Here is a 23379-nt window from a genome sequence, read left to right on the forward strand (position 1 = left end):
TTGTCGATCAGGCCTGGCGGGTTCGCGGTACCACCGTGTTTTCCGATCCGCGGCGCTTCATTACCCGGTTCAACACTTCCTCTTCCAGTTCCGCCAGCCGTACCGATCCCAGACGACGCGGTCGCGGAAGATCAATACTCAAGTCCAGGCCAATTTTGCCTTCTTCTATTAATAAAACGCGATCGGCCATGGCAACCGCTTCACTTACATCGTGCGTCACCAGCACCACCGTGAATCCCTGTTCCTGCCACAGTTGTGTGATCAGCGCCTGCATCTCCAGGCGGGTTAACGCATCCAGCGCACCAAGCGGTTCATCCAGCAGCAGCAGCCCCGGTTTGTGCACCAGCGCACGCGCCAGCGCCACACGCTGTTTCTGCCCGCCAGAGAGCGCCGCAGGCCACTCCGATGCGCGCTGTTCCAGCCCGACAGACTGCAGCGCCTGCTGTGCCGCGTTGCGCCAGGGCCCTTTTAATCCCAGCCCGACATTATCGATAACCGACTTCCACGGCAGCAGCCGCGCATCCTGAAACATCATGCGCGTGTCGCTCTGAATGCTGGCCAGTGGCGTTGTGCCCGCCAGCAGTTCGCCGCGGTTTGGTGATTCGAGCCCCGCCAGCAAGCGCAGCAGGGTGCTTTTGCCGCCACCGCTGCGACCGACCACCGCAACAAACTGCCCGGTGGCGATATGCAGATCAAGCCCATTCAACACCGGTTTATCGCCATAGTGTTTGCTTACGCCACTCAGTAACAGCGGGATCCCCTGATTCAGCTTTGCCGTATTCATGCGTTTGCCTCCTTCCCATGATAAGCGGGGTGCCAGCGCAGCCACAGGCGTTCCAGCAACTGCGCGCTGACATCGGCGAGTTTGCCGAGCAGGGCATAAAGAATGATCGCGACCACCACCACATCGGTTTGTAGAAATTCGCGGGCGTTCATCGCCAGGTAACCGATACCGGCATTGGCTGAGATGGTTTCCGCCACAATCAGCGTGAGCCACATCAGGCCGAGGGCGAAGCGCACACCCACCATAATGGAAGGGAGTGCACCGGGCAGGATCACATGGGCGAACAGCGCAAAACCGGACAAACCATAACTGCGCGCCATTTCGACCAGTCCGGGATCAATGTTGCGAATGCCATGCCAGGTATTGATATAGATCGGGAAAAGCGTACCGAGCGCGACGAGGAAAATTTTGGCACTCTCGTCAATGCCAAACCACAAGATCACCAGCGGGATCAGCGCAAGATGCGGTACGTTACGCAGCATTTGGATGGAGGTATCCAGCAAACGTTCGCCCCAGCGAGACAAACCGCTGATCAAACCCAGCGCCAGACCGATACTGCCACCAATGGAAAAGCCGATAGCCGCACGCCAGGAACTGATGGCCAGGTGCTGCCACAGTTCGCCGCTGGCACTCAGGGTCCAGAACGCTTCCAGCACCCCTTCGGGCGAGGGGAGAATACGCGTAGACAACCAGCCTGCTGATGAGGCAATTTGCCAGATAATCACAATCCCGGTTGGCAACAGCCACGGCGCAATGCGCAACAGCGTTTTGTTCTGTGCAGCCATCTGTGCTCCTTAGCTCTGCGCCACTTTTCGTGGAATAAATTCATTCGCCACTGTCTCGCCCTGTAATAGCAATGGCTGAGGCTGCGGGATCCGCGGGATGGCGACATCAAGGTGAGGGAACAGTAATTCACCTACGCGGTACGCCTCTTCAAGATGCGGATAACCGGAAAGGATAAAACTGTCGATACCCAGCGCGGCATATTCGTTAATCCGCGCCGCTACGGTTGGCCCGTCGCCGACGAGCGCCGTTCCTGCGCCGCCGCGTACTAACCCGACGCCTGCCCACAGATTCGGACTGATTTCCAAATCGCTACGCCGACCTTTATGCAGGGCGGCCATCCGCTGCTGGCCAACCGAATCCTGCCGGGCGAAGGCGGCCTGGGCCGTTGCAATCGTCTCGTCATCAAGATGAGAAATCAGACGATCTGCGGCCTGCCAGGCTTCGGCATTGGTTTCGCGCACAATAATATGCAGACGGATGCCAAAACGCACTTTACGTCCGTGTGCTGCTGCTTTTGCGCGGACCTGGTCAATCTTCTCTTTCACCGCTCCAGGGGGCTCACCCCAGGTGAGATAAAGATCGACTTGCTCTGCCGCAAGATCCTGCGCCACATCCGATGAACCACCGAAATAGAGCGGAGGCCGCGGTTGTTGAACCGGCGGGAAAAACAGCTTTGCGCCACGTACATGGACATGTTTGCCCTCAAAATCCACCGTTTCCCCTTCCAGCAGTCGGCGCCAGACATGTGTGAATTCCGACGACACTTCGTAACGCTCGGTATGGTTCAGAAACACACCATCGCCTGCCAGCTCCTGCGGATCGCTACCGGTGACCAGGTTAAACAGCGCGCGACCATTAGAGAGACGATCCAGCGTGGCGGCCTGGCGTGCGGCCACGGTGACTGATGTAACGCTTGGGCGTAGAGCGACGAGGAATTTAAGGCGCTGCGTAACCGGGATCAAAGACGCGGCCACCAGCCAGGCGTCTTCACAGGATCGCCCGGTCGGGATCAGCACGCCGCTAAATCCCAGCCTGTCCGCCGCCTGGGCGATTTGCTGCAAATAGGCTTGATCAACAGGCCGGGAGCCGTGGTCAGTGCCCAAATAATGACCATCACCATGGGTGGGTAAAAACCAGAACAGATTCAGGCTCATAACTTCGCTCCTTGTTGAGTTGGCTGCCAGATGCGGGTGCGAATATCGACTTTTTTCGGTAACAGATGGTTGTCGTAGAAAAGATCGGCTGTCTGCTGTTGTAACGCTGCCGTGGCCTCGTTGACCGGTACAATTTTGGTTGGCGGACGGTGATCAAAATAGGTGGCAATGACGGGTTGCGGTAATCCCATGGTTTTTGCCAGCAGCGCGACACTTTCATCACGGTGACTAAGGGTGAGGGCATCCGCTTCGCTAAAGGTGTCAAGTACGCCCTGAATAAAGGCACCGTTTTTTTCTGCATAGGGGCGGGCAGATAAATAGAAGGAGCCGGTCTGTTTCAGCGTGGATCCATCTTTTAATACTCGCACACCACCTTGTAATAGGGCGGCGGAGTAGTACGGATCCCAGATTGCCCAGGCATCGACATTCCCTTGCTGGAATGCCGCGCGGGCATCTGCTGGCGTCAGAAACACGGGTTGTATGTCAGTAAATTTCAGCCCGGCCTGTTGCAGCGCGCGCAGCAGCAAATTATGGGAGCTGGAGCCTTTTTGTAACGCCACTTTATGGCCTTTTAACTCACCGACGGTTTTGATAGCACTGTTTTCTGCCACCAGGATCACTTCGGCTTTTGGTTTCGGCGGCTCAACGCCAACGTAGACTAAATCGGCACCCGCCGCCTGCGCAAAGATCGGCGGGATATCGCCCGTGCTGCCGATATCAATACTGCCGACGTTAAGCGCTTCCAGCATTTGCGGGCCGGCCGGGAACTCGACCCAGGAAATTTTGGTGTTCGGGTAGCGTTTTTCCAGTAAGCCATGGCTTTTAGCCAGCACCATACTGACGCTGCCCTTTTGGTAGCCAATGCGTAATGCCTCTGGCGCAGGTTCTGCCGCCTGTGTCCAGGTCGCCACCGTCAATAATCCGCTCAGTGTCAGCCAGCGGGCGGGATGATTAAAAAATTTAAACATGAGCCACTCCCTGTGGTCGGTGAAAGTCAGGGGCCTGAATATCGCGGCGGTGCAGCGCCTGCCAGAACGTTTCCAGTGCGCTGTCCAGCCGGATTTGCAGGTTGGGGCTCAGGCCGGGTTTGTGTTGATAATCCAGCACCTGGCTGTCGTCGGCGAAGACGCCGTGCAGGATCTCCTGGGCTTTTAGCGCACTGAGCACTGGCTTGAGTGCGTAATCAACCGCCAGCATATGTGCCACCGTACCGCCCGTGGCCAGAGGCAGCACCACTTTGCCTTCCAGCGCGCGTTCGGGCAGTAAATCCAGCAATGTCTTCAGCGCGCCGGAAAACGAAGCCTTATAGATAGGGGTGGCGACGATCAAACCGTCGGCCTCTTTCAATTGCTCAATCAACGTTTTTAACGCCGGGCTGTCGAAGCGGGCATAAAGCAAATCTTCAGGCGCGAAGTTATGCAGGTGCCAGTGGCACACGTCGATATCCTGAGCACTCAAATGCTCGCGGGCATATTCCAGCAACGCGCTGGAGCGGGAAGGGAAGCGCGGGCTTCCGGCAAGGGTGACAACGCGCATACAAGCTCCTTATAACCAATTGTTTGCTTTTAGGTAACATTCATAACAATTGATGTCAGTGTGACAGAGCCGATTTATTCCACTAAATGCTTTATTTGAAGAAAAAATGCTAAAAATTGCATAAAGAGAAAGCAGCCAGGGAAACGATTGCGCCCAAAGACGCTTTTTTTGCCGCAGGTCAATTCCAATTGCCGGGGGTTTCGCAGATAATACGCCCCCGGTTTGCACACCGGGAATCCAGGAGAGTTCATGTACTATCCCTTCGTTCGTAAAGCCCTTTTCCAGCTCGATCCTGAGAGCGCTCATGAATTAACATTTCAGCAATTACGCCGTGTGACCGGCACGCCGCTCGAGGCGCTGGTGCGTCAGCGTGTACCGGAAAAACCGGTTCAATGCATGGGGCTGACCTTCAAAAATCCGCTGGGACTGGCGGCAGGTCTGGATAAAAATGGCGAATGCATTGATGCACTCGGCGCGATGGGGTTTGGCTCCATTGAGATCGGCACGGTAACGCCACGCCCGCAACCGGGAAATGATAAACCGCGGATCTTCCGTCTGGTTGCTGCCGAAGGCTTGATCAACCGCATGGGCTTTAATAATCTCGGCGTGGATAACCTGGTCGAGAATGTTAAAAAAGCCCACTTTGATGGTGTACTGGGCATTAATATTGGCAAAAATAAAGATACACCTGTCGAGCAGGGAAAAGATGACTACCTGATTTGCATGGAAAAAATCTATGCCTATGCGGGTTATATCGCTATCAATATCTCCTCGCCGAACACGCCGGGGCTACGTACCCTACAATATGGCGAAGCGCTGGATGATCTCCTGACCGCGATTAAAAATAAGCAAAGCGATTTGCAAAACATCCATCATAAATATGTTCCGGTGGCGGTGAAGATCGCGCCGGATCTTTCTGAAGAAGAATTGATCCAGGTGGCCGACAGTTTAGTTCGTCACAATATTGATGGTGTGATCGCCACCAATACCACACTGGAAAGATCGCTCGTTCAGGGAATGAAACATTGTGATGAAACCGGTGGTTTAAGTGGACGTCCACTGCAATTAAAAAGTACTGAAATAATCCGTCGTCTGTCGCAGGAATTAAATGGCCGTTTGCCGATTATTGGCGTTGGCGGTATCGACTCGGTTATCGCTGCGCGCGAGAAAGTTGCTGCAGGCGCAACGCTGGTACAAATCTATTCTGGTTTTATTTTTAAAGGCCCACCGCTGATTAAAGAAATCGTCACCCATATCTAATCTTTTTTTCCTTACTGAACCACCAGGGCTTTATTTCCAGCCCTGGTTGTTTTATATTCCGTCACTGTTGCTAATTTAAACATTATAGTCTTTTATTATTGGGTAATAACCGAGGCGGCAGAACAGGATGAAAAAGTAACAGGATGTTTAAGGGACGGGGGGAGAGAAATGCGAATTAAGCCTGACGATAATTGGCGTTGGTATTTTGATGACGAGCATGATCGAATGATGCTCGACTTAGCCAATGGCATGTTATTTCGTTCCCGCTTTGCCCGTAAGATGCTGACGCCCGATGCTTTTTCGCCATCCGGTTTTTGTGTTGATGACGCCGCGCTCTATTTCTCTTTCGACGAAAAATGCCGCGATTTAGATTTATCTCATGAGCAGCGAGCGGAACTGGTGCTCAATGCGCTGGTAGCGATTCGTTTTTTGAAACCGCAAATGCCAAAAAGCTGGCATTTCACTGCGCACGGTGATCTCTGGTCGCCTGTCATCGGTGAAGGTGCCTGCGTCTGGCTGAGCGATACGCAAGAGTGCGTAAATCTGCTGGTGGTTGAGACAGGCGAAAATGCTGCGCTCTGCCTGCTGGCGCAGCCGTGCGTGGTGATCGCCGGACGCACGATGCAGCTCGGCGATGCGATTAAAATCATGAATGATCGCCTGAGACCGCAAACGCATGCCAGCAGCCTGCGCTATGAGCAGGCTGTTTAAGCCTCCAGCCGAAGCGCTGTTTTAGGTATACAGCTACAGCAGAGAATTGAACCGTCTCCGGCGATGGCCGATTTTTTCATGGCGCTGACTTCACCTTCCACCAGACGTATGCGACAGCAACCGCAAATCCCCGCCCGGCAGGAATAAGGCACGCGAATCCCCTGGTTTTCCAGTTGCTCCAGCAATACCTGCTGATTATTGCCGCGGAAAGTCTGCCCCTGCCAGTTAATTTCTACCGTGTTGGTCGGCTGTATATCCGTTTCTAACGCCTCTTCCACTTCACCGGCACCGTAAAGCTTCGCCGGTGCGGTCGCCAGTACCACGACCTCGTCACCGACACGGATCACCCCACTATTACGGGCAATTAAATTCTGACCGAAATTCACATCACCCGTATCTTGTGCAGTGCGGAATCTCTGCAATGTCGCCAGGGGTTCACCAGAAGGATGTTTCTGGCCACGCTCCGGGCTGACCGTAGTGAAAACACAACGGCTGCAGGGCTTCACCACATCAAACACCACATCACCCACCCGCAGCACTTTCCAGCTATCTTCTTCCCAGGGCTGTGCGCCTGTTACCACCAGGTTGGGGCGAAACTGCTCCATTTTCACGCTGGCCGGGCACCGGTTCTGTAAATCACGCAGTGAGGCTTCGTTGGTCAGCAAATAGGGGAAACCGTCGGCGAAGGATAAGGGCACCGCTTCATGCCGCTTGACCCGGCGGGTCAGGGTTGCGCCCACCCAACGTAGCTGTACATCACGGGCAAAAAAGCCGCTAAGCCACTGGTTAATCGCCGCCGGCGCGATCAGAGCGGTGAAATGGTTCCCCCAAACTTCCGTTGGCGAGGCTTCAGGAGCGAAGTCGCCAAAGCGGATCAGCGCGCTGCTGCCGTCGGGGGCGGTCAGATGCAGACCATCGGTGAGCGGCGACGGCGTAAAGCGCACCATCTGCGGAAACTGCCGGGCAGTCATAAAGGTGCCATCGGGCTGGGTAATCATAAAAACGCGGTCAAAGGCAAGGCCGCTGATGTCGGCAAAAGCATGCGTCAGGCCAATACCGCGCATGGATTTCACCGGATGGATAAAAAGACGTGAGAGAGTCGGCACGTCTTACCCCCTGTCAGACGAAAATTAGCCCTCAACTTTATGACATGAACGCCAGATTAGCTATAATGCGCAACAATTTTCGTTGAGTATAAGTGACATTATGATTTCTCTGTTTGCCAGTACGGCCCGCGGGCTGGAAGAGCTGTTAAAAACTGAACTGGAAAAACTCGGTGCCGTCGAGTGCCGTGTGGTTCAGGGTGGTGTCCATTTTGAAGGTGACACGCGGCTCCTGTACCAGAGCCTGATGTGGAGTCGTCTGGCTTCGCGTATTATGCTGCCGCTCGGTGAGTGTAAGGTTTACAGCGACCTTGACCTCTACCTTGGCGTGCAGGCGATCCCGTGGACAGAGATTTTCAATCCTGGCGCGACCTTTGCCGTCCATTTTAGCGGGCTGAATGAAGAAATTCGCAACAGCCAGTACGGTGCATTGAAAGTAAAAGACGCGATTGTCGATAGCTTTACCCGCAAAAACTTGCCGCGTCCAAACGTCGAGCGCGACATGCCGGATCTGCGCATTAACGTGTGGTTGAATCAGGAAACGGCCAACATCTCGCTGGATCTGAGCGGTGAAGGTCTGCATTTACGTGGTTATCGCGATCGTACCGGTATTGCGCCGATCAAAGAGAATCTCGCAGCCGCTATTGTCATGCGTTCTGGCTGGCAGCCGGGGACGCCGCTGCTGGATCCCATGTGTGGTTCCGGCACTTTGTTGATCGAAGCTGCGATGGCTGCAACCGACCGGGCTCCGGGGCTGCATCGCGGTCATTGGGGTTTTGGCGGTTGGGCGCTGCACGACGACGCCATCTGGAAAGAGGTTAAAGCCGAAGCGCAAACCCGTGCGCGCGAAGGGATCGCGGCTTACCCATCGCGCTTCTACGGTTCTGACATTGACGCGCGGGTGATTGAACGTGCCCGTAGCAATGCCCGTCGCGCCGGCGTGGGCGAACTGATCGCTTTTGAAGCAAAAGACGTGGCGCAGTTAACTAACCCGCTGCCGAAAGGCCCATACGGTACGATTATCAGCAACCCGCCCTACGGTGAACGTCTTGAAAGCGAGCCGGCGTTGATTGCGCTCCATAGCTTGCTGGGGCGGTTGCTGAAAGCGCAATTTGGCGGCTGGAATCTGTCGCTGTTCAGCGCCTCTGTCGATTTGCTTAATTGTCTGCAGCTGCGCGCTGAGCGGCAGTTTAAAGCTAAGAATGGCCCGCTGGACTGTGTGCAGAAAAACTACCATCTGGCCGAAAATACGGGTGAAGCAAAGGCCCCGGCGATGGCGGAAGATTATGCAAACCGCCTGCGCAAAAACGTGAAAAAGCTGGAGAAATGGGCGCGTCAGGCGGGGATCGAATGCTATCGCCTGTACGATGCCGATCTGCCGGATTATAACGTGGCAGTGGATCGTTATGCGGATTGGGTGGTGGTGCAGGAGTACGCCGCGCCGAAAACCATTGATGCGCAGAAAGCGCGCCAGCGTCTGTTTGATATTATTGCTGCCACGATCCATGTGCTGGGGATCGCGCCAAATAAACTGGTGTTGAAAACCCGCGAACGGCAGAAAGGCAACAATCAGTATCAGAAGATGAATGAGAAGGGCGACTTTATGGAAGTGAGCGAATATAACGCTCGCCTGTGGGTTAACCTGACAGATTATCTGGATACGGGTCTGTTCCTCGATCACCGCATTGCGCGTCGCATGTTGGGGCAGATGAGTAAAGGCAAAGATTTCCTCAACCTGTTCTCTTACACCGGTAGCGCCACTGTGCATGCTGGTCTGGGCGGCGCCCGTTCCACCACCACGGTAGATATGTCCCGTACGTATCTCGAATGGGCTGAACGTAACCTGCGTCTGAATGGCCTGAGCGGCCGTGCGCATCGCCTGATCCAGGCCGATTGCCTTGGCTGGCTGCGCGAGACGGATGAACAGTTTGACCTGATCTTTATCGATCCGCCGACCTTCTCTAACTCGAAGCGTATGGAAGACTCCTTTGATGTGCAGCGCGATCATATGCGTTTGATGGAAGATCTCCAGCGTCTGCTGCGCAAGGGCGGTACCATTATGTTCTCCAATAACAAACGTGGTTTCCGTATGGATCTCGACGGGCTGGCGAAACTGGGTCTGAAGGCACAAGAAATTACCCAAAAAACGCAGTCGCAGGATTTCGCCCGTAACCGTCAAATCCATAACTGCTGGCTGATTACCGCAGCCTGAAAGGAAAAGTAAATGTCATTAATCAGTATGCATGGCGCATGGCTGTCATTCAGCGACGCGCCGCTTCTCGATAATGCCGAACTGCATATCGAAGAAAACGAGCGCGTCTGCCTGGTCGGCCGTAACGGTGCCGGTAAATCCACGCTGATGAAAATCCTCAACCGGGAAGTAAACCTGGATGATGGTCGCATCGTTTATGAGCAGGATTTAGTGGTGGCGCGTCTGCAACAGGATCCACCGCGCGATGTCACAGGCAGCGTCTACGATTTTGTTGCCGAAGGGATTGAAGAACAGGCCGAGTACCTCAAGCGTTACCACGATGTTTCGCACCTGGTGATGACCGACCCCAGCGATAAAAACCTGGCTGAACTGGCGCGTGTCCAGGAGTTACTGGATCACCACGGCCTGTGGCAGCTGGAAAACCGGATCAATGAGGTTCTGGCGCAATTGGGGCTGACGGCGGATATGTCGTTGTCGGCACTGTCCGGCGGCTGGTTGCGTAAAGCCGCATTAGGGCGCGCGTTGGTCAGCGGCCCGCGGGTACTGCTGCTCGATGAGCCGACCAACCACCTTGATATCGAAACCATCGACTGGCTGGAAGGGTTCCTGAAATCGTTTGGTGGCACCATCATTTTTATTTCGCATGACCGTTCCTTTATTCGCAATATGGCAACGCGCATTGTCGATCTCGATCGCGGTAAACTGGTTTCTTATCCGGGGGATTACGATCAATATCTGTTGGATAAAGAAGAAGCCCTTCGCGTGGAAGATCTGCAAAACGCTGAGTTTGATCGCAAACTGGCGCAGGAAGAGGTGTGGATCCGTCAGGGCATTAAAGCGCGTCGTACCCGTAACGAAGGCCGCGTGCGCGCTCTGAAGGCTATGCGCCGTGAACGCAGCGAGCGCCGCGAAGTGATGGGTAGTGCAAAAATGCAGGTGGAGGAAGCGTCCCGCTCCGGCAAAATCGTCTTTGAGATGGAAAACGTTAACTATGCCGTTGACGGGAAAACGCTGGTTCGCGACTTTTCGACTCAGGTTCAGCGTGGTGACAAAATTGCACTGATTGGCCCGAACGGCTGCGGTAAAACCACACTGCTGAAGCTGATGCTTGATCAACTGAAAGCAGATAGTGGCCGCGTGCATGTGGGTACCAAACTGGAAGTCGCCTATTTCGACCAGCACCGTGCCGAGCTGGATCCGGAAAGAACCGTCATGGACAACCTCGCGGAAGGTAAACAGGAGGTGATGGTCAACGGTAAGCCGCGCCATATCCTTGGTTATCTGCAGGACTTCTTGTTCCATCCGAAACGGGCAATGACGCCAGTGCGCGCGCTTTCTGGTGGGGAACGTAACCGACTGCTTTTGGCGCGTTTGTTCCTGAAGCCCAGCAACCTGTTGATCCTCGATGAACCGACCAACGACCTTGATGTCGAGACCCTGGAATTGCTGGAAGAGCTGATCGACAGCTACCAGGGCACTGTTCTGCTGGTGAGCCACGATCGTCAGTTTGTGGACAACACGGTGACGGAGTGCTGGATTTTCGAGGGAGAAGGGCGGATTGGTCAGTATGTAGGCGGTTATCACGATGCGCGCGGGCAGCAATCTGCTTCCCAGGCGCAGAAGCAGGCCGCGGTGAAAAAAAATACGGAAACGCCGGTTGCCAAAGCAGAAACTGTCAAACGAAGCGCCAACAAACTAAGCTATAACCTGCAGCGTGAGCTGGAACAGTTGCCCCAGAAGCTGGAACAGCTGGAAGCTGAACTGGAATCGCTGCAGGCCCAGGTGGCGGATGCCGCGTTCTTTAGCCAGCCTCATGATCATACGCAAAAAGTTCTGGCTGATATGGCTTCGGCGGAGCAGGCGCTGGAAACAGCGTTTGAACGCTGGGAGTATCTGGAGGCTTTGAAAAACGGCGCATAAAGGGAGTCAGTATGTGTGAACATCACCACGCTACCCGTCACATTCTTTGTTCACAATGTGACTTGCTGGTTGCGTTGCCGTCGCTGGAACATGGTCATAAAGCCACTTGTCCTCGCTGCGGCACCACACTGACGACCGAGTGGGACGCGCCGAGGCAGCGTCCCACTGCTTATGCTATTGTCGCGCTATTCATGTTGCTGCTCTCCAATCTGTTTCCTTTCATCAATATGAAGGTCGCGGGCGTCACCAGTGAAGTCACACTGCTTGAGATCCCCGGCGTAATGTTTTCGGAAGATTACGCCAGCCTTGGCACGTTTTTTCTGCTGTTTGTCCAACTGGTGCCAGCTTTCTGCTTGATCACCATCCTGCTGCTGGTCAACCGCGTTACGATGGATTTTCGCCTGAAAATCGCGCTGGCGAGGATCCTGTTTCAGCTGAAAAGTTGGGGGATGGCTGAAATCTTTCTTGCTGGCGTGCTGGTGAGCTTTGTGAAATTGATGGCTTATGGCGATGTCGGCATTGGCAGTAGTTTTATTCCCTGGTGCCTGTTCTGTCTGCTGCAATTGCGTGCGTTTCAGTGTGTTGACCGCCACTGGCTGTGGGATGACATTGCTCCGGCGCCGGTTGTACAACAAACATTGCATGTGGGCGTCCCGGGCATTCGTCAGGGGCTGCGTTCATGCCCGTGCTGCACAGCGATTGTGGCGGCGGATGATCCCGTTTGCCCACGTTGCCATACGCGCGGGCGTGTGCGGCGTAAAAACAGCCTCCAGTGGACCATGGCATTACTGGCCACCGCCGTTCTGCTCTATCTTCCCGCTAATATTTTGCCGATTATGGTGACGGATCTGTTAGGCGATCGCATGCCCTCGACGATCCTCGCCGGCGTGATTTTGCTCTGGAGCGAAGGCTCCTACCCCGTGGCGTTGGTGATCTTTATTGCCAGTATTATGGTGCCGACCCTAAAAATGATTGGCATCGCCTGGTTATGCATTGATGCGAAGGGGCACGGCAGACGCGATTGTGAAAGGATGCACCTGATTTATGAAGTGGTTGAGTTTGTCGGGCGTTGGTCAATGATCGACGTGTTTGTTATCGCAGTACTGTCTGCGCTGGTGCGTATGGGCGGATTGATGAATATCTATCCTGCGATGGGGGCGATTATGTTTGCACTGGTCGTTATTATCACGATGTTTGCGGCAATGACTTTTGATCCGCGTTTAAGCTGGGATCGCGCGCCAAAAACGCACCATGAGGAGTCGTTAAAGCATGGAGAATAAGAGTGGGGAGGCCAAGGTGCAGAAGGTAAGAAACTGGTCGCCGGTATGGATTTTCCCGATCGTCACCGCCCTGATTGGCGCCTGGATCCTGTTTTATCATTACAGCCATCAGGGGCCGGAAGTGACGCTGATCACCACCAATGCAGAGGGCATTGTTGGCGGAAAGACCACCATTAAAAGTCGTAGCGTGGATGTTGGCGTGGTGGAGAGCACCACCCTGACCGATGATTTAACCCATGTTGAAATTAAAGCGCGACTCAATTCCGGGATGGAAAAGCTGCTGCATAATGATTCGGTCTTCTGGGTCGTGAAACCGCAAGTGGGGCGCGAAGGCATCAGTGGGCTGGGAACGCTGCTTTCCGGCGCGTATATCGAACTTCAGCCGGGAGTAAAAGGAAACAAGCCGGAACAGTATAATTTACTGGATTCTCCGCCGCTGGCACCGCCAGACGCTAAAGGCATCCGGGTGATCCTCGACAGTAGCAAGGCCGGGCAACTGACCGCTGGCGATCCTGTCCTGTTCCGTGGCTATCGCGTTGGTTCTGTCGAAACCAGCACGTTCGATACGCAAAAACGCACTATGAGCTATCAGCTCTTTATTAATGCGCCAAATGACCGGCTGGTGACGAGCAATGTGCGTTTCTGGAAAGATAGCGGCATTGCCGTGGATCTCACGTCGGCCGGCATGCGGGTTGAGATGGGGTCGCTGGCCACGTTGTTCGGCGGCGGCGTGAGTTTTGATGTACCGGAGGGCGTCGATCTTGGTCAGCCGGTGGCGGAGAATACGGCCTTCACGCTGTATGACGATCAGCGCAGTATCCAGGAGTCGCTCTATACCGATCATATCGACTACCTGATGTTCTTCAAAGACTCCATCCGCGGCCTGCAGCCAGGAGCACCCGTTGAGTTCCGCGGTATTCGTCTGGGTACCGTCAGTAAGGTTCCATTCTTCACTAAAGGTATGCGGCAGGCGTTGAATGATGACTATCGCATTCCGATCCTCGTGCGCATTGAGCCAGGGCGCTTGATTAACCAGCTCGGTGAAGATCCCGATATGAGCGCGCATCTTAATGAATTGCTAAAACGCGGCCTGCGCGGCTCTCTGAAGACCGGCAATATTGTTACCGGCGCACTGTATGTCGATCTCGATTTCTACAACAACGTGCCTGCCATCAATGGCATGCATGAATTTGCTGGTTATCAGATCATCCCTACGGTGAGCGGTGGTTTAGCGCAGATCCAGCAGCGCCTGATGGACACGCTGGATAAAATTAATAATCTGCCGCTGAATCCGATGATCCAACAAGCAACCAGTACTTTGTCGGAGAGTCAGCAGACGCTTAAACGCTTGCAAACGACGCTGGATAATTTGAACAAGATAACGGCCAGTCAGTCGATGCAGCAACTGCCTGCAGATATGCAAAGCACTCTGCGCGAGCTAAACCGCAGTATGCAAGGCTTCCAGCCCGGTTCAGCGGCTTATAACAAAATGGTGGCGGATATGCAGCGTCTTGACCAGGTTCTGAGAGAGCTTCAACCAGTGCTAAAAACCCTCAACGATAAGAGCAATGCGCTGGTGTTCGAAGCGAAAGGGAAAGACGATCCGCAGCCAAAGAGGGCGAAACAATGAAAAAATACATTCTGACCGGCATTGTCTTGCTGCTGACGGCGTGCAATAGCGGTAGCGATAATAAACGCTACTACCAGCTTCCCTCGCCAACGCAAACTGCGGTACAGACCAGCACAGGGCAGGCACAGGGAAGCCGCCAGCTGTGGGTTGAGCAGGTTTCCGTACCGGATTATCTGGCGGGCAACGGGGTGGTTTACCAAACCACCGATGTGCAGTTCGTTATCGCCAATAATAATCTGTGGGCCAGCCCGCTTGATCAACAGCTACGCAATACGCTGGTGGCAAACCTCAGTAACCAGCTACCGGGTTGGGTTGTGGCGTCGCAACCGCTGGGTAGCGAGCAGGATACGCTGAATGTCACTGTAACGGGCTTTCATGGGCGCTATGACGGGCGGGTTATTATCAGCGGCGAGTGGTTACTCAAGCATCAAGGGAAGCTGGTGAAACGGCCATTTCATATTGAGCTCAAGCAGCAGCAGGATGGTTACGATGATATGGTGAAAATGCTGGCGCAGGGGTGGCAGCAGGAAGCCGCCAGTATCGCGACGGAAATACAACGTCTGCCATAACGAAATATAATGGTTTACAGACCGCCAGAAGCGTAAGCCCTGGCGGTTTTTTTTATCTCTTTTGCCTCAGAACGTTACTTGTACTCGATCACATTTCTTGTACAAATGAACCATCGAATAGTTCACATTTATGACACTGGCGTGAATTTTGCGCATTGACGGCAAAGTCGATTCAAGGTATTCGTAACCTGTGGTTGCACATTTAGTGACCACTGTTTTCTTTTCCACCAGATCAAATAATGAGGGAAACGAGGCATGAAGAGACAAAAACGAGATCGCCTGGAACGGGCACATCAACGTGGTTATCAGGCTGGTATTACTGGACGCCCGAAAGAAATGTGTCCGTACCAAACCCTGAATCAAAGGTCCGAGTGGCTGGGAGGCTGGCGGCAAGCCATGGAGGACAGGGCCGTAATTGCCTGATCTGTCTCTTTAAAAAAGAAACCTCCGCATTGCGGAGGTTTCGCCTGTACAGGGTAGTGAAACCCAATATCAGAATGCAGACGTGTCCTGGAACAGACCGACTTTCAAATCATTTGCGGTATAAATAACGCGACCATCCACCAGCACTTCACCGTCAGCCAGACCCATGATCAAACGGCGGTTAACAATGCGCTTGAAGTGGATACGGTAGGTAACGAGTTTCGCGGTCGGCAGGATTTGACCGGTAAATTTGACTTCACCTACGCCCAGCGCACGGCCTTTACCTTCGCCACCCAACCAGCCCAGATAGAAACCAACCAGCTGCCACATTGCGTCCAGACCCAGACAGCCTGGCATCACAGGATCGCCAATGAAATGGCAGCCAAAGAACCACAGGTCCGGGTTGATATCCAGTTCAGCTTCAACATAGCCTTTATCAAAGTTACCGCCGGTCTCAGACATTTTGACCACACGGTCCATCATCAGCATGCTAGGGGCCGGCAGTTGCGGGCCTTTTTCACCAAACAGTTCGCCGCGACCAGAGGCAAGAAGATCTTCTTTTGTATAGGATTCGCGTTTATCTACCATGTTCTCAGTAAGCCTTATTTGTAGTTTCGGACGCAGGATAGCTAACACGTGTACGCTGAACAAGTCCGATCAGTTTTGACTAAACCAATTTAACCAGCGAAGCGGCCACGGAAAACGATGACGAGCATCTTGTTGCATCGCCTGGGCGATACGTTCCTGGATGGCTTGCTTAAGGTTATTCTGCCCTTCAGCATCCCATGACAGGCCAGTTAATAAGGGTAGTGCATCCGTCACGTCATCGACCGCCCAAATGAAAAATTGCTTCGCCTCCATGGCATCCAGCAGACTTTGTGGCAGGGATAAGTGACGGACATTCGCCGCAGGAATAATGACACCTTGTTCACCCGTCAACCCACGTTGCTGGCAGATGGCGAAAAAGCCTTCGATTTTCTCGTTCAGTCCGCCTACAGGTTGCGCACGACCAAATTGATCCACGGAACCGGTAATCGCCAGGTTTTGATTCAGTGGCACTTCAGCTAACGCGCTGATCAATGCACATAATTCAGCCATGGAGGCACTGTCACCGTCTACTTCACTGTAAGATTGTTCAAACGTGAGTGAAGCGGAGAAGGGGAGTTGCTGTTCTAAATCCAGCTCAGCCATCAAAAAGGCCTGCATGATCATCATGCCTTTGGCGTGGATATTGCCGCCGAGTTCTGCTTTACGCTCAATGTCATTGAATTCGCCGTCGCCCGTGTGGACAACGCACGTAATGCGCGAGGGCTCGCCGAAGGCACGCGGATGACCAGGAAACTCAATGACCGACAGCGCATTTATCTGACCAATACGTTCACCTTCAGTTTCGATCAGGATCTGCTCAAGTAAGATCTCATCCTGCATACGCTCGGCCAGGAAGCCTTCCCGCCATTCACGCTGTGCAAGCATGGTCTGAAGTTCTTCACCACTAAACGTCTCGCTGGTTGACATAGCGGCAACTTCGCGCAGTTGCCGCATAAGCCACAATGGGCACAGGGGCAGTGTTTCCTGATCGCCCGTATAGCGAACCGCTTCACGGATAAGCGTCTTCCATGCATCCGTGGCCGGGCAGGGAAGCTGTGCGCAGTGCGCGGTTTGCTCAACCCAGCGGCGCCATACTGCCATCGTTTCAGCATCGGCAATCTGCAATGTTTCTTCGTATTCGCTGTAAATGGCCTGCGAAGCGAGTTCTGGTTCCATCTCCTGGAATTCAGCCAGAGAATCGCGTTCACCGATAAGGATGACCTTCAGATCCAGCGGCATCGATGGAACGATTACCGGCAATGGCCGTGACTCGTCAAACGAGACCCAGTCGAAACGACGACGAGTGATCATGCTTTTCAGACGCATCCACAACAGCGGCTGGGCTAACAGAGTGCGCAACGAAATCACCAGGATGCCGCCATTTGCCTGATGTACCAGACCAGGTTGCAATGTGATTTCATGGTTAAACTGACGCAGGCAACCGAACAATTGCTCTGCTTCCACCCAGTCAGCAATGACGACCCGCTGATGACCCACGAAGTTAGCCGTCGGATCTTCAGTAGTTTCAAAGCGGATTTCTGCACCATTGATATGATATTGACCGCCTGTTAGCGGCCGCGCTTCAGCGCTCATTTCATCGGCAGCGTTAGCGATAAGCTCGAGATATTCGGCTTCTTCTGGCGCTTTGGCTAATAAAAAGCGCGACGTTGCCAGCGGATAAAGCAACTGCTCCAGCGCGTACTGTAATCGGGGTTGCGTATCGGCCAGTGAAAAGTCGGTGCCTTGCGCCAGCTCAGACGATTCAAATATTTCCTGATAGCTATCGGTATCAGGAATTACGTCGTTCCATTCGAGTTTTGTAATGGTCAAAGTCGTTTTTTTAGTTGGGTGTAAAAGCGGGGATTATACCGTAAACACCGGTACAGCACACGGATTACCCGACGCAACCACGGTCACGATCCAACGTGGATGATTTCTTTTCAGCAGAGCCGCAAAAAACTGATATTCTGAACTGAGTTACACGGTAACGTTGAGATCGCAATGAAATATCAACAACTGGAAAATCTCGAAAGCGGCTGGAAATGGAAGTATCTGGTGAAGAAGCATCGTGAAGGGGAATTAATCACGCGCTATATAGAAGCCAGTGCTGCTAAAGAAGCAGTCGATGTATTGTTGACCCTTGAAAATGAGCCGGTACAGGTTAATAGCTGGATAGTGCAGCACATGAATCCCGCGCTGCTCAACAAGATGAAACAAACCATCCGGGCCAGGCGCAAGCGGCATTTTAATGCTGAACATCAGCACACGCGTAAGAAATCCATCGATCTGGAATTTGTTGTCTGGCAACGGCTTGCCGGGCTTGCGCAGAGGCGCGGGAAAACATTATCAGAAACGATTGTACAGCTGATAGAAGATGCGGAGCATAAAGAGAAATATGCCAGCCAGATGTCGACGCTAAAGCACGATCTACAGGCATTATTAGGCAAAGAATGACGCGTGCTGTTTGTTTTACAAATAGCAGGCAATAAAAAACCCCGCTCACAGGCGGGGTTTTTTAGACGGAAACTTAAGCCTGAGGCTGAGTTACCACGTCTTTGCTGCCACGAACTTCGATCTCAACACGACGATCCGGAGCCAGGCAGTCGATCAGCGCAGCGCGCGGTTTCACGTTGTCACAGGTATTGCCAGTAACCGGCTGGGATTTGCCCATACCACGTGCGGAAACTTTGTTCGCCGGGATACCTTTAGATACCAGGTAATCAACAACGGACTGAGCGCGTTTTTCAGACAGACCCTGGTTGTAAGCGTCAGAACCGATACGGTCGGTGAAGCCCAGAACCACTACGGAACCGTCTTTCGGATCCAGGTTGCTCAGCTGGCTGTACAGCTGATCCAGCGCCTGCTGACCTTCCGGTTTCAGGGTAGCTTTGTTGAAGTTGAACAGAACGTCAGACTTCAGAGTGAAGTGCTTGGTCTGTACTTCCGGAGCCGGAGCCGGAGCCGGAGCTGCTACAACCGGTGCAGCATCTTCTTGCTGGCCGAAACGGTAGGAAACACCAACGCTCAGCAGACCGTTATCCGGACGTCCACCAACGGTATTTGCATCACCGATGTTGTTAGTCCACTGGTATTCCAGACGGGTAGCGATGTCGCGGGTAACTGCCCACTCAACACCACCAGCGAATACTGGGGAAACACCGGTGTCGTGATCTTTGAAACCTGCGTTGTTCTGAGCGTCTGCACGCCATACCATACCACCCAGACGGGTGTACAGATCCAGGTCATCAGTAATCGGGTAACCCAGTTTAGCGGTCAGCTGAACGCCCTGAGCTTTAAAAGCACCGTTTACGGTATCGCCTTTGTACGGCATACGGCCTAACCAGTCGTAGCCCATTTCAAAGCCAACGTACGGGTTAACCTGATAACCACCGAACGCACCAGCACCTAATTGGCTTTCGTGAGTCGGGCCATCGTTAGGGATCTGGTTGTTACCAACATCGTGGAACTGAGACCAGCCCAGTTTAGCACCTGTATACCAGGTGTTATCTTTCGGAGCGGCCTGCGCTACGGTAGCGAAGCCAGCCAGTGCCACTGCAATCGCGATAGCTGTCTTTTTCATTTTTTGCGCCTCGTTATCATCCAAAAATCGCCATGGGAATCTCTCAGAGAAGCCACGGTTAAATCCTTCACCGGGGGCATTGCTCATTTATAACTCAGCAGATATCTTTACCGATATCCTTGGCTTATGCCGAGCACCCCTGGCGATGTAAAGTCTACAACGTAGTTAGAAACTTACAAGTGTGAAGTCCGTCAGGCATATGAAAAAAAAGGCTTTGTGTACACATTATTTAACATTTCTGACTAAGCTTTAGTCGATATGATTTACCCGCAAAGCAGGCTGGACGAGCTTTGTCGCTGTATTTGACAGAGAAAAGGTACAAGCCAACTATTAATAAAAAATATCCTGGGATAAATCTTAAATTTACTCAATGATACAAATTTGAGTGAATTTTTATCCCCGATAGCTGTCTCGGAGCCAAAGGATCATGACGAACGGGACGCATTACGAAACCAATAGCGTTACCTTCTTCTGCGGCCATTGCCAGACGCCGGTGTTCTTCTTCCGTTAATTCTTCAGCATGCCAGCCAATTACAACACTATAATTACCGGTGCGTAATGCGCGAATCATCGATTCCAGAGTAACGTCAGGCGATAGCTGATTAAGTTGCATAACCTTGGTCAGGGGAAGACCTGCGGCTTGTACCCAATCACGGCTTAACTTTTGTTGGGGCGTTAACCACAATTGCCAGCGTGATTGTTGGCCCAACTGCTGCAGTAAAGGAAGCAAAAGAAGTTGCGTCATCATGGGCTGGTCTTCGCGATAGACCACTTCGCTAATCAACCCTGTCGTGACGCTGGTGGGTTCAACACGCTTAACGGTGCTGAGTGCGGAAGCGAATGTTGTTGAACGATTAGCATAACCAGAAGTGTACATAATCAATCCAGCCCTTTGAGTTACTGTATAAACATACAGTAACCTTTGGACGTTCAAAGATCAACCTCATTTTCTGAAACAAACTCGCAATTTTGTTTTGTCGCAGCTTCACAAAGTAAAATTTGCTTGCCGTCCTGCCCACAGTTGCCTATTTTCCTGATTAACGGATCCGTTACCTATCTTAATGTCGTTACTACGTGATTTTAAAGGAATAATCATGGAAGAGCTGTCACACCAACGGATTCATCAATCGTGTAAATACCTGTCCTCGCTCGGGGAAATTCGCCATCGCGCACATTTTGGTGGCTATAGCCTGGCGGTGGACAATACCATCTTCGCTCTGGTGTCTGTAGGCGAACTTTATCTCCGCGCTTGTGAAGAAAGTACACACTATGCCATCACCCGTACCGCACCTCTGCTGAGCATCAACAGACGCGGACGTCAGGTCTCGTTAAATTACTATTTCGTCAACGAGGGCTTATGGAGCGATCGGACGCTCTTATTGCAGTTGGGGGAATTGTCGCTCAACGCTGCACGACGCGATACGCTACAACGATCTGTGCAGAAGCGATTAAGGGACTTGCCGAACGTGACATGCCAGCTTGAAACCTCATTATGTGGAGTGGGGATAACCGATGTGCAGACGCTGCGCATGCTTGGGGCGAAGGCCTGTTGGCTGAAACTAAAAAGAGTGAACCGACATCTTAGCGTAAATGTTCTTTTTGCGCTGGAAGGGGCAATCAACGGTTTACATGAAGCAGCACTCCCGGTGCAAAAACGCCGGGAGTTAATTGAGTGGCTTAATGAATTGCAGGTTAAGGGAGCAAAAGCTTACTGAAGGATTTGCCGTTTCAGTCGGTACACTTCGGGCAATAAAGCAATTAACAGCCCAATTTGCTGAAGCACCAGAGGGGCTTTGCTGTCCGGTCGTGGTTCGAGATGTTTGATACGCTGTGATAATTCGGCGAGTGCGGCCTGCACTCGCCCTTCACTGCCCGGTAAATGATGCAGTGCATCATCTACATAGCAGACGGCGTCATCAAGCAGTCGAAGGATCTCCGGTTGCGTAAGCTGCTCGCGATGTGCTCCCAATGCTGAAATGTAACTGGTAAAGGTATGGTTCAGGCATAAGAGCCGGAACGCTGCATCGCGAAGTTCTGGCGTGGCGCCCGGTTCTGAAGACATATTCGATACGACAGAGGCCAGTTCCGCATCTCGGTTATAAGCATTACGCCGTGCAATCCGGTAGGCCAGCCGGTTATCCCGCCCCTGGTGATATTGTTCCAGGATGGCATCGAGGTAACGGCAATTCGCGTTGAAAGCCTGCTCTGTTATTCTGGAAAGGTGGCGAAAACGCCAGTCCGGCCAGATAAAACTCACCGCAGCCCAGGCAATAGCACAGCCGATAAGCGTATCAATAATGCGGGGAACCGCCACTTCATACCCTTCGCCCAGCAGGTTAAAGCAGAGTAGAACAAGTAACGTAATAAACATGGTTGCATGGGCATACTGTATGGTGCGAAAAGCGAAAAAAAGCACCCCGGTGATCACGATGAGTACCAGTTGTCCTTCATGTGAGGGGACAAAATAGAGAACAGGTAAGCCAATAGCCACACCAATCAGCGTGCCGATCACTCGCAGGGTTAAACGATGGCGGGTCGCATTATAGTTTGGCTGGCAAACAAACAAACTGGTAAGCAGGATCCAGTAACCATGCTGTAAACCTGTCACCTGGATAAAAGCGTAACCGACGCACAGCACGACGGACATGCGAATAGCGTGGCGGAACAGGGCGGATTCAGGTGTCAGGTTGTTGCGAAGCCGTAGCCAGATATCGCTGAAGCCACTCAGCCGATCATCAGCAAGCTGCTCTTCTGTGTCGCTGGGCTGTTGCAACTGCGGTTGCCCGGACTCTATGGTCGCGAGCTGAGCATCAATGGCGCGTAAGTTGTCGAGCAGAAAACCCAGCGCTTTCAAATGTTCCGATGATGTCGTGCCATTCGCCCGAATGCGGTCCAGCGCAGCATCAAGGTGAACAAATGCTCTTTCGAAGCGCGCGTCATGCTGATAGGGCGTACGCAGCAAAATGGCGCGGGCGAACTGGGCGCAGGCCAGAGATTGCATTGACAGTAGCCGCTGAAAACGGAACATAACATCGCTATAGCGGAAGTGCTCGCGCAGGGTCTGGTATTGAATATGTGAAGAGCTGGCGCGTTCATGAATATCCTGCGCGACAAAATAATAATGCAGCGTTTGACGAGTGCTACGTTGCCCGCGATCGCCGCGCAAACGGGTAAGCAGCGTGGCTTTAGTCTGGTTGAGCGTCGTGACCAGTTGACCATTGGCGAGGGCGAGATCGTAAAAGGGAGCCTGGCTCTCATCTTCAATATCCGGATCAAAGAGACGCGCTTTGAGCTCCAGATAGTGCGCCAGCCCTTCGTAGCAGCGCGACAGGTTATCCTGGAGGGCACGAACAGGAAAGACCAGGTGCCCAACTAACGTTAAAACGTTAAACCATATAGCGCCAGCGAGCAGTAACAGGGGCTGTTGATACCACTGCTCAAAAAGCGATATCCCCAGCATGGTATAAATCGCGATTAGCAGCGCGCCAAAAGCAATCGTGGCGTAACGTTGGCCCAGTCCTCCCAGCAGGATAAAACCAATCGTTGAACTGACCAGGCCAATGGCGAATAACCACGGCCAGGGGTATAAAAGTTCGACAGAGGCTGAAGCAATAAAGAAGCAGAGCAGCGTAATAAGAAGATTGCGTAGCCGCCCGGTAAGGCGGTCGTCCAGATCCGCCAGTGCGGCTGCGACCACACCCAGAGTAAGCGGGATAGTCAGCTTGACCTCTTGCAGCATCCAGGGCAGTACTGCAGTTCCGCAGAGCGCGATAAAAATCCTGACATTATAGAGCCAGGCACTGTTCCATGTGTAACGGCGAATAAGAGGACTCAGCATAATGA

Annotated in this window: 21 protein-coding genes; 10 read left to right on the forward strand and 11 right to left on the reverse strand. The window is 53.0% G+C overall.

All coding sequences use genetic code 11. The features are described 5' to 3' along the window. Positions 1-7: 7 nt before the first annotated feature. The 5 genes from ssuB to ssuE are packed head-to-tail and all read right to left on the reverse strand — an operon-like array spanning position 8 to position 4260. Positions 8-784 (reverse strand): aliphatic sulfonates ABC transporter ATP-binding protein, encoded by a 777-nt coding sequence (gene ssuB / locus RTX30_RS07845; protein ID WP_312688632.1) that lies wholly within the window; start codon positions 782-784, stop codon positions 8-10. Continuing rightward, the gene (gene ssuC, locus RTX30_RS07850; RefSeq protein ID WP_312688634.1) at positions 781-1569 is read right to left on the reverse strand and encodes an aliphatic sulfonate ABC transporter permease SsuC; all 789 of its coding nucleotides are present in this window, start codon (positions 1567-1569) and stop codon (positions 781-783) included. Before ssuC ends, ssuB begins: the two co-directional genes overlap by 4 nt. Before the next feature lie 9 nt (positions 1570-1578). Beyond that, positions 1579-2724, reverse strand: a complete 1146-nt coding sequence (gene ssuD, locus RTX30_RS07855; protein ID WP_312688636.1) for an FMNH2-dependent alkanesulfonate monooxygenase — start codon at positions 2722-2724, stop codon at positions 1579-1581. Continuing rightward, on the reverse strand, positions 2721-3692 hold the full coding sequence (locus RTX30_RS07860; protein ID WP_312688637.1) for a sulfonate ABC transporter substrate-binding protein: 972 nt from the start codon (positions 3690-3692) through the stop codon (positions 2721-2723). The genes ssuD and RTX30_RS07860 overlap by 4 nt, the downstream gene beginning before the upstream one ends. Further along, complete coding sequence (gene ssuE, locus RTX30_RS07865; RefSeq protein WP_312688638.1) at positions 3685-4260, reverse strand: NADPH-dependent FMN reductase; 576 nt, start codon at positions 4258-4260, stop codon at positions 3685-3687. Before ssuE ends, RTX30_RS07860 begins: the two co-directional genes overlap by 8 nt. Before the next feature lie 249 nt (positions 4261-4509). Between ssuE and pyrD the strand changes: the two genes are divergently transcribed. Continuing rightward, positions 4510-5520, forward strand: a complete 1011-nt coding sequence (gene pyrD, locus RTX30_RS07870) for a quinone-dependent dihydroorotate dehydrogenase (protein ID WP_312688639.1) — start codon at positions 4510-4512, stop codon at positions 5518-5520. A 168-nt stretch (positions 5521-5688) separates the two neighbouring features. Next, entirely contained in the window at positions 5689-6231 is a 543-nt protein-coding gene (zapC, locus tag RTX30_RS07875; RefSeq protein WP_312688640.1) for a cell division protein ZapC, read from the forward strand. On the opposite strand, the gene RTX30_RS07880 is transcribed toward zapC, so the two are convergent. Beyond that, entirely contained in the window at positions 6228-7337 is a 1110-nt protein-coding gene (locus RTX30_RS07880) for a YcbX family protein (protein ID WP_312688642.1), read from the reverse strand. The genes zapC and RTX30_RS07880 overlap by 4 nt on opposite strands. 100 nt (positions 7338-7437) lie before the next feature. Between RTX30_RS07880 and rlmKL the strand changes: the two genes are divergently transcribed. From rlmKL to rmf, 6 genes are all read left to right on the forward strand, one after another. After that, positions 7438-9546 (forward strand): bifunctional 23S rRNA (guanine(2069)-N(7))-methyltransferase RlmK/23S rRNA (guanine(2445)-N(2))-methyltransferase RlmL, encoded by a 2109-nt coding sequence (gene rlmKL / locus RTX30_RS07885; RefSeq protein ID WP_312688644.1) that lies wholly within the window; start codon positions 7438-7440, stop codon positions 9544-9546. Positions 9547-9558: 12 nt separating this feature from the next. Continuing rightward, positions 9559-11466 carry an ABC transporter ATP-binding protein gene (locus tag RTX30_RS07890; protein WP_312688646.1) on the forward strand — a complete coding sequence of 636 codons (1908 nt, stop codon included), beginning with the start codon at positions 9559-9561 and terminating at the stop codon, positions 11464-11466. A gap of 11 nt (positions 11467-11477) precedes the next feature. Beyond that, positions 11478-12746: a membrane integrity-associated transporter subunit PqiA gene (gene pqiA / locus RTX30_RS07895; RefSeq protein WP_312688648.1), complete on the forward strand. Its 1269-nt coding sequence runs from the start codon at positions 11478-11480 to the stop codon at positions 12744-12746. Continuing rightward, entirely contained in the window at positions 12736-14376 is a 1641-nt protein-coding gene (pqiB, locus tag RTX30_RS07900; RefSeq protein ID WP_312688650.1) for an intermembrane transport protein PqiB, read from the forward strand. Before pqiA ends, pqiB begins: the two co-directional genes overlap by 11 nt. Continuing rightward, positions 14373-14945 carry a membrane integrity-associated transporter subunit PqiC gene (gene pqiC / locus RTX30_RS07905; RefSeq protein ID WP_312688652.1) on the forward strand — a complete coding sequence of 191 codons (573 nt, stop codon included), beginning with the start codon at positions 14373-14375 and terminating at the stop codon, positions 14943-14945. Before pqiB ends, pqiC begins: the two co-directional genes overlap by 4 nt. A 255-nt stretch (positions 14946-15200) precedes the next feature. Then, positions 15201-15368: a ribosome modulation factor gene (gene rmf / locus RTX30_RS07910; protein ID WP_071889965.1), complete on the forward strand. Its 168-nt coding sequence runs from the start codon at positions 15201-15203 to the stop codon at positions 15366-15368. 69 nt (positions 15369-15437) lie between these two features. Here rmf and fabA read toward each other — a convergent pair whose 3' ends face one another. Both fabA and RTX30_RS07920 read right to left on the reverse strand, forming a co-directional pair. Continuing rightward, on the reverse strand, positions 15438-15956 hold the full coding sequence (gene fabA / locus RTX30_RS07915) for a bifunctional 3-hydroxydecanoyl-ACP dehydratase/trans-2-decenoyl-ACP isomerase (protein WP_312688655.1): 519 nt from the start codon (positions 15954-15956) through the stop codon (positions 15438-15440). Between the two features lie 69 nt (positions 15957-16025). Continuing rightward, positions 16026-17786, reverse strand: a complete 1761-nt coding sequence (locus RTX30_RS07920; RefSeq protein ID WP_312688657.1) for a Lon protease family protein — start codon at positions 17784-17786, stop codon at positions 16026-16028. Positions 17787-17957: 171 nt separating this feature from the next. Here RTX30_RS07920 and matP point away from each other — a divergent pair, with 171 nt between their 5' ends. Beyond that, positions 17958-18410, forward strand: coding sequence for a macrodomain Ter protein MatP (gene matP / locus RTX30_RS07925; protein WP_312688659.1), 453 nt, complete (start codon positions 17958-17960; stop codon positions 18408-18410). 73 nt (positions 18411-18483) lie between these two features. Here matP and ompA read toward each other — a convergent pair whose 3' ends face one another. Next, the gene (gene ompA, locus RTX30_RS07930) at positions 18484-19536 is read right to left on the reverse strand and encodes a porin OmpA (protein ID WP_312688661.1); all 1053 of its coding nucleotides are present in this window, start codon (positions 19534-19536) and stop codon (positions 18484-18486) included. A 367-nt stretch (positions 19537-19903) separates the two neighbouring features. After that, positions 19904-20413: an SOS-induced cell division inhibitor SulA gene (gene sulA / locus RTX30_RS07935; RefSeq protein WP_312688662.1), complete on the reverse strand. Its 510-nt coding sequence runs from the start codon at positions 20411-20413 to the stop codon at positions 19904-19906. A gap of 217 nt (positions 20414-20630) precedes the next feature. Here sulA and RTX30_RS07940 point away from each other — a divergent pair, with 217 nt between their 5' ends. Then, on the forward strand, positions 20631-21251 hold the full coding sequence (locus RTX30_RS07940; RefSeq protein WP_312688664.1) for a TfoX/Sxy family DNA transformation protein: 621 nt from the start codon (positions 20631-20633) through the stop codon (positions 21249-21251). Here RTX30_RS07940 and yccS read toward each other — a convergent pair. Beyond that, on the reverse strand, positions 21245-23374 hold the full coding sequence (gene yccS, locus RTX30_RS07945; RefSeq protein ID WP_312688666.1) for a YccS family putative transporter: 2130 nt from the start codon (positions 23372-23374) through the stop codon (positions 21245-21247). The genes RTX30_RS07940 and yccS overlap by 7 nt on opposite strands. Positions 23375-23379: the final 5 nt, after the last annotated feature.

Origin of the sequence: Kosakonia sp. (genome assembly GCF_032052965.1) — a bacterium.
Taxonomy (GTDB): domain Bacteria; phylum Pseudomonadota; class Gammaproteobacteria; order Enterobacterales; family Enterobacteriaceae; genus Kosakonia.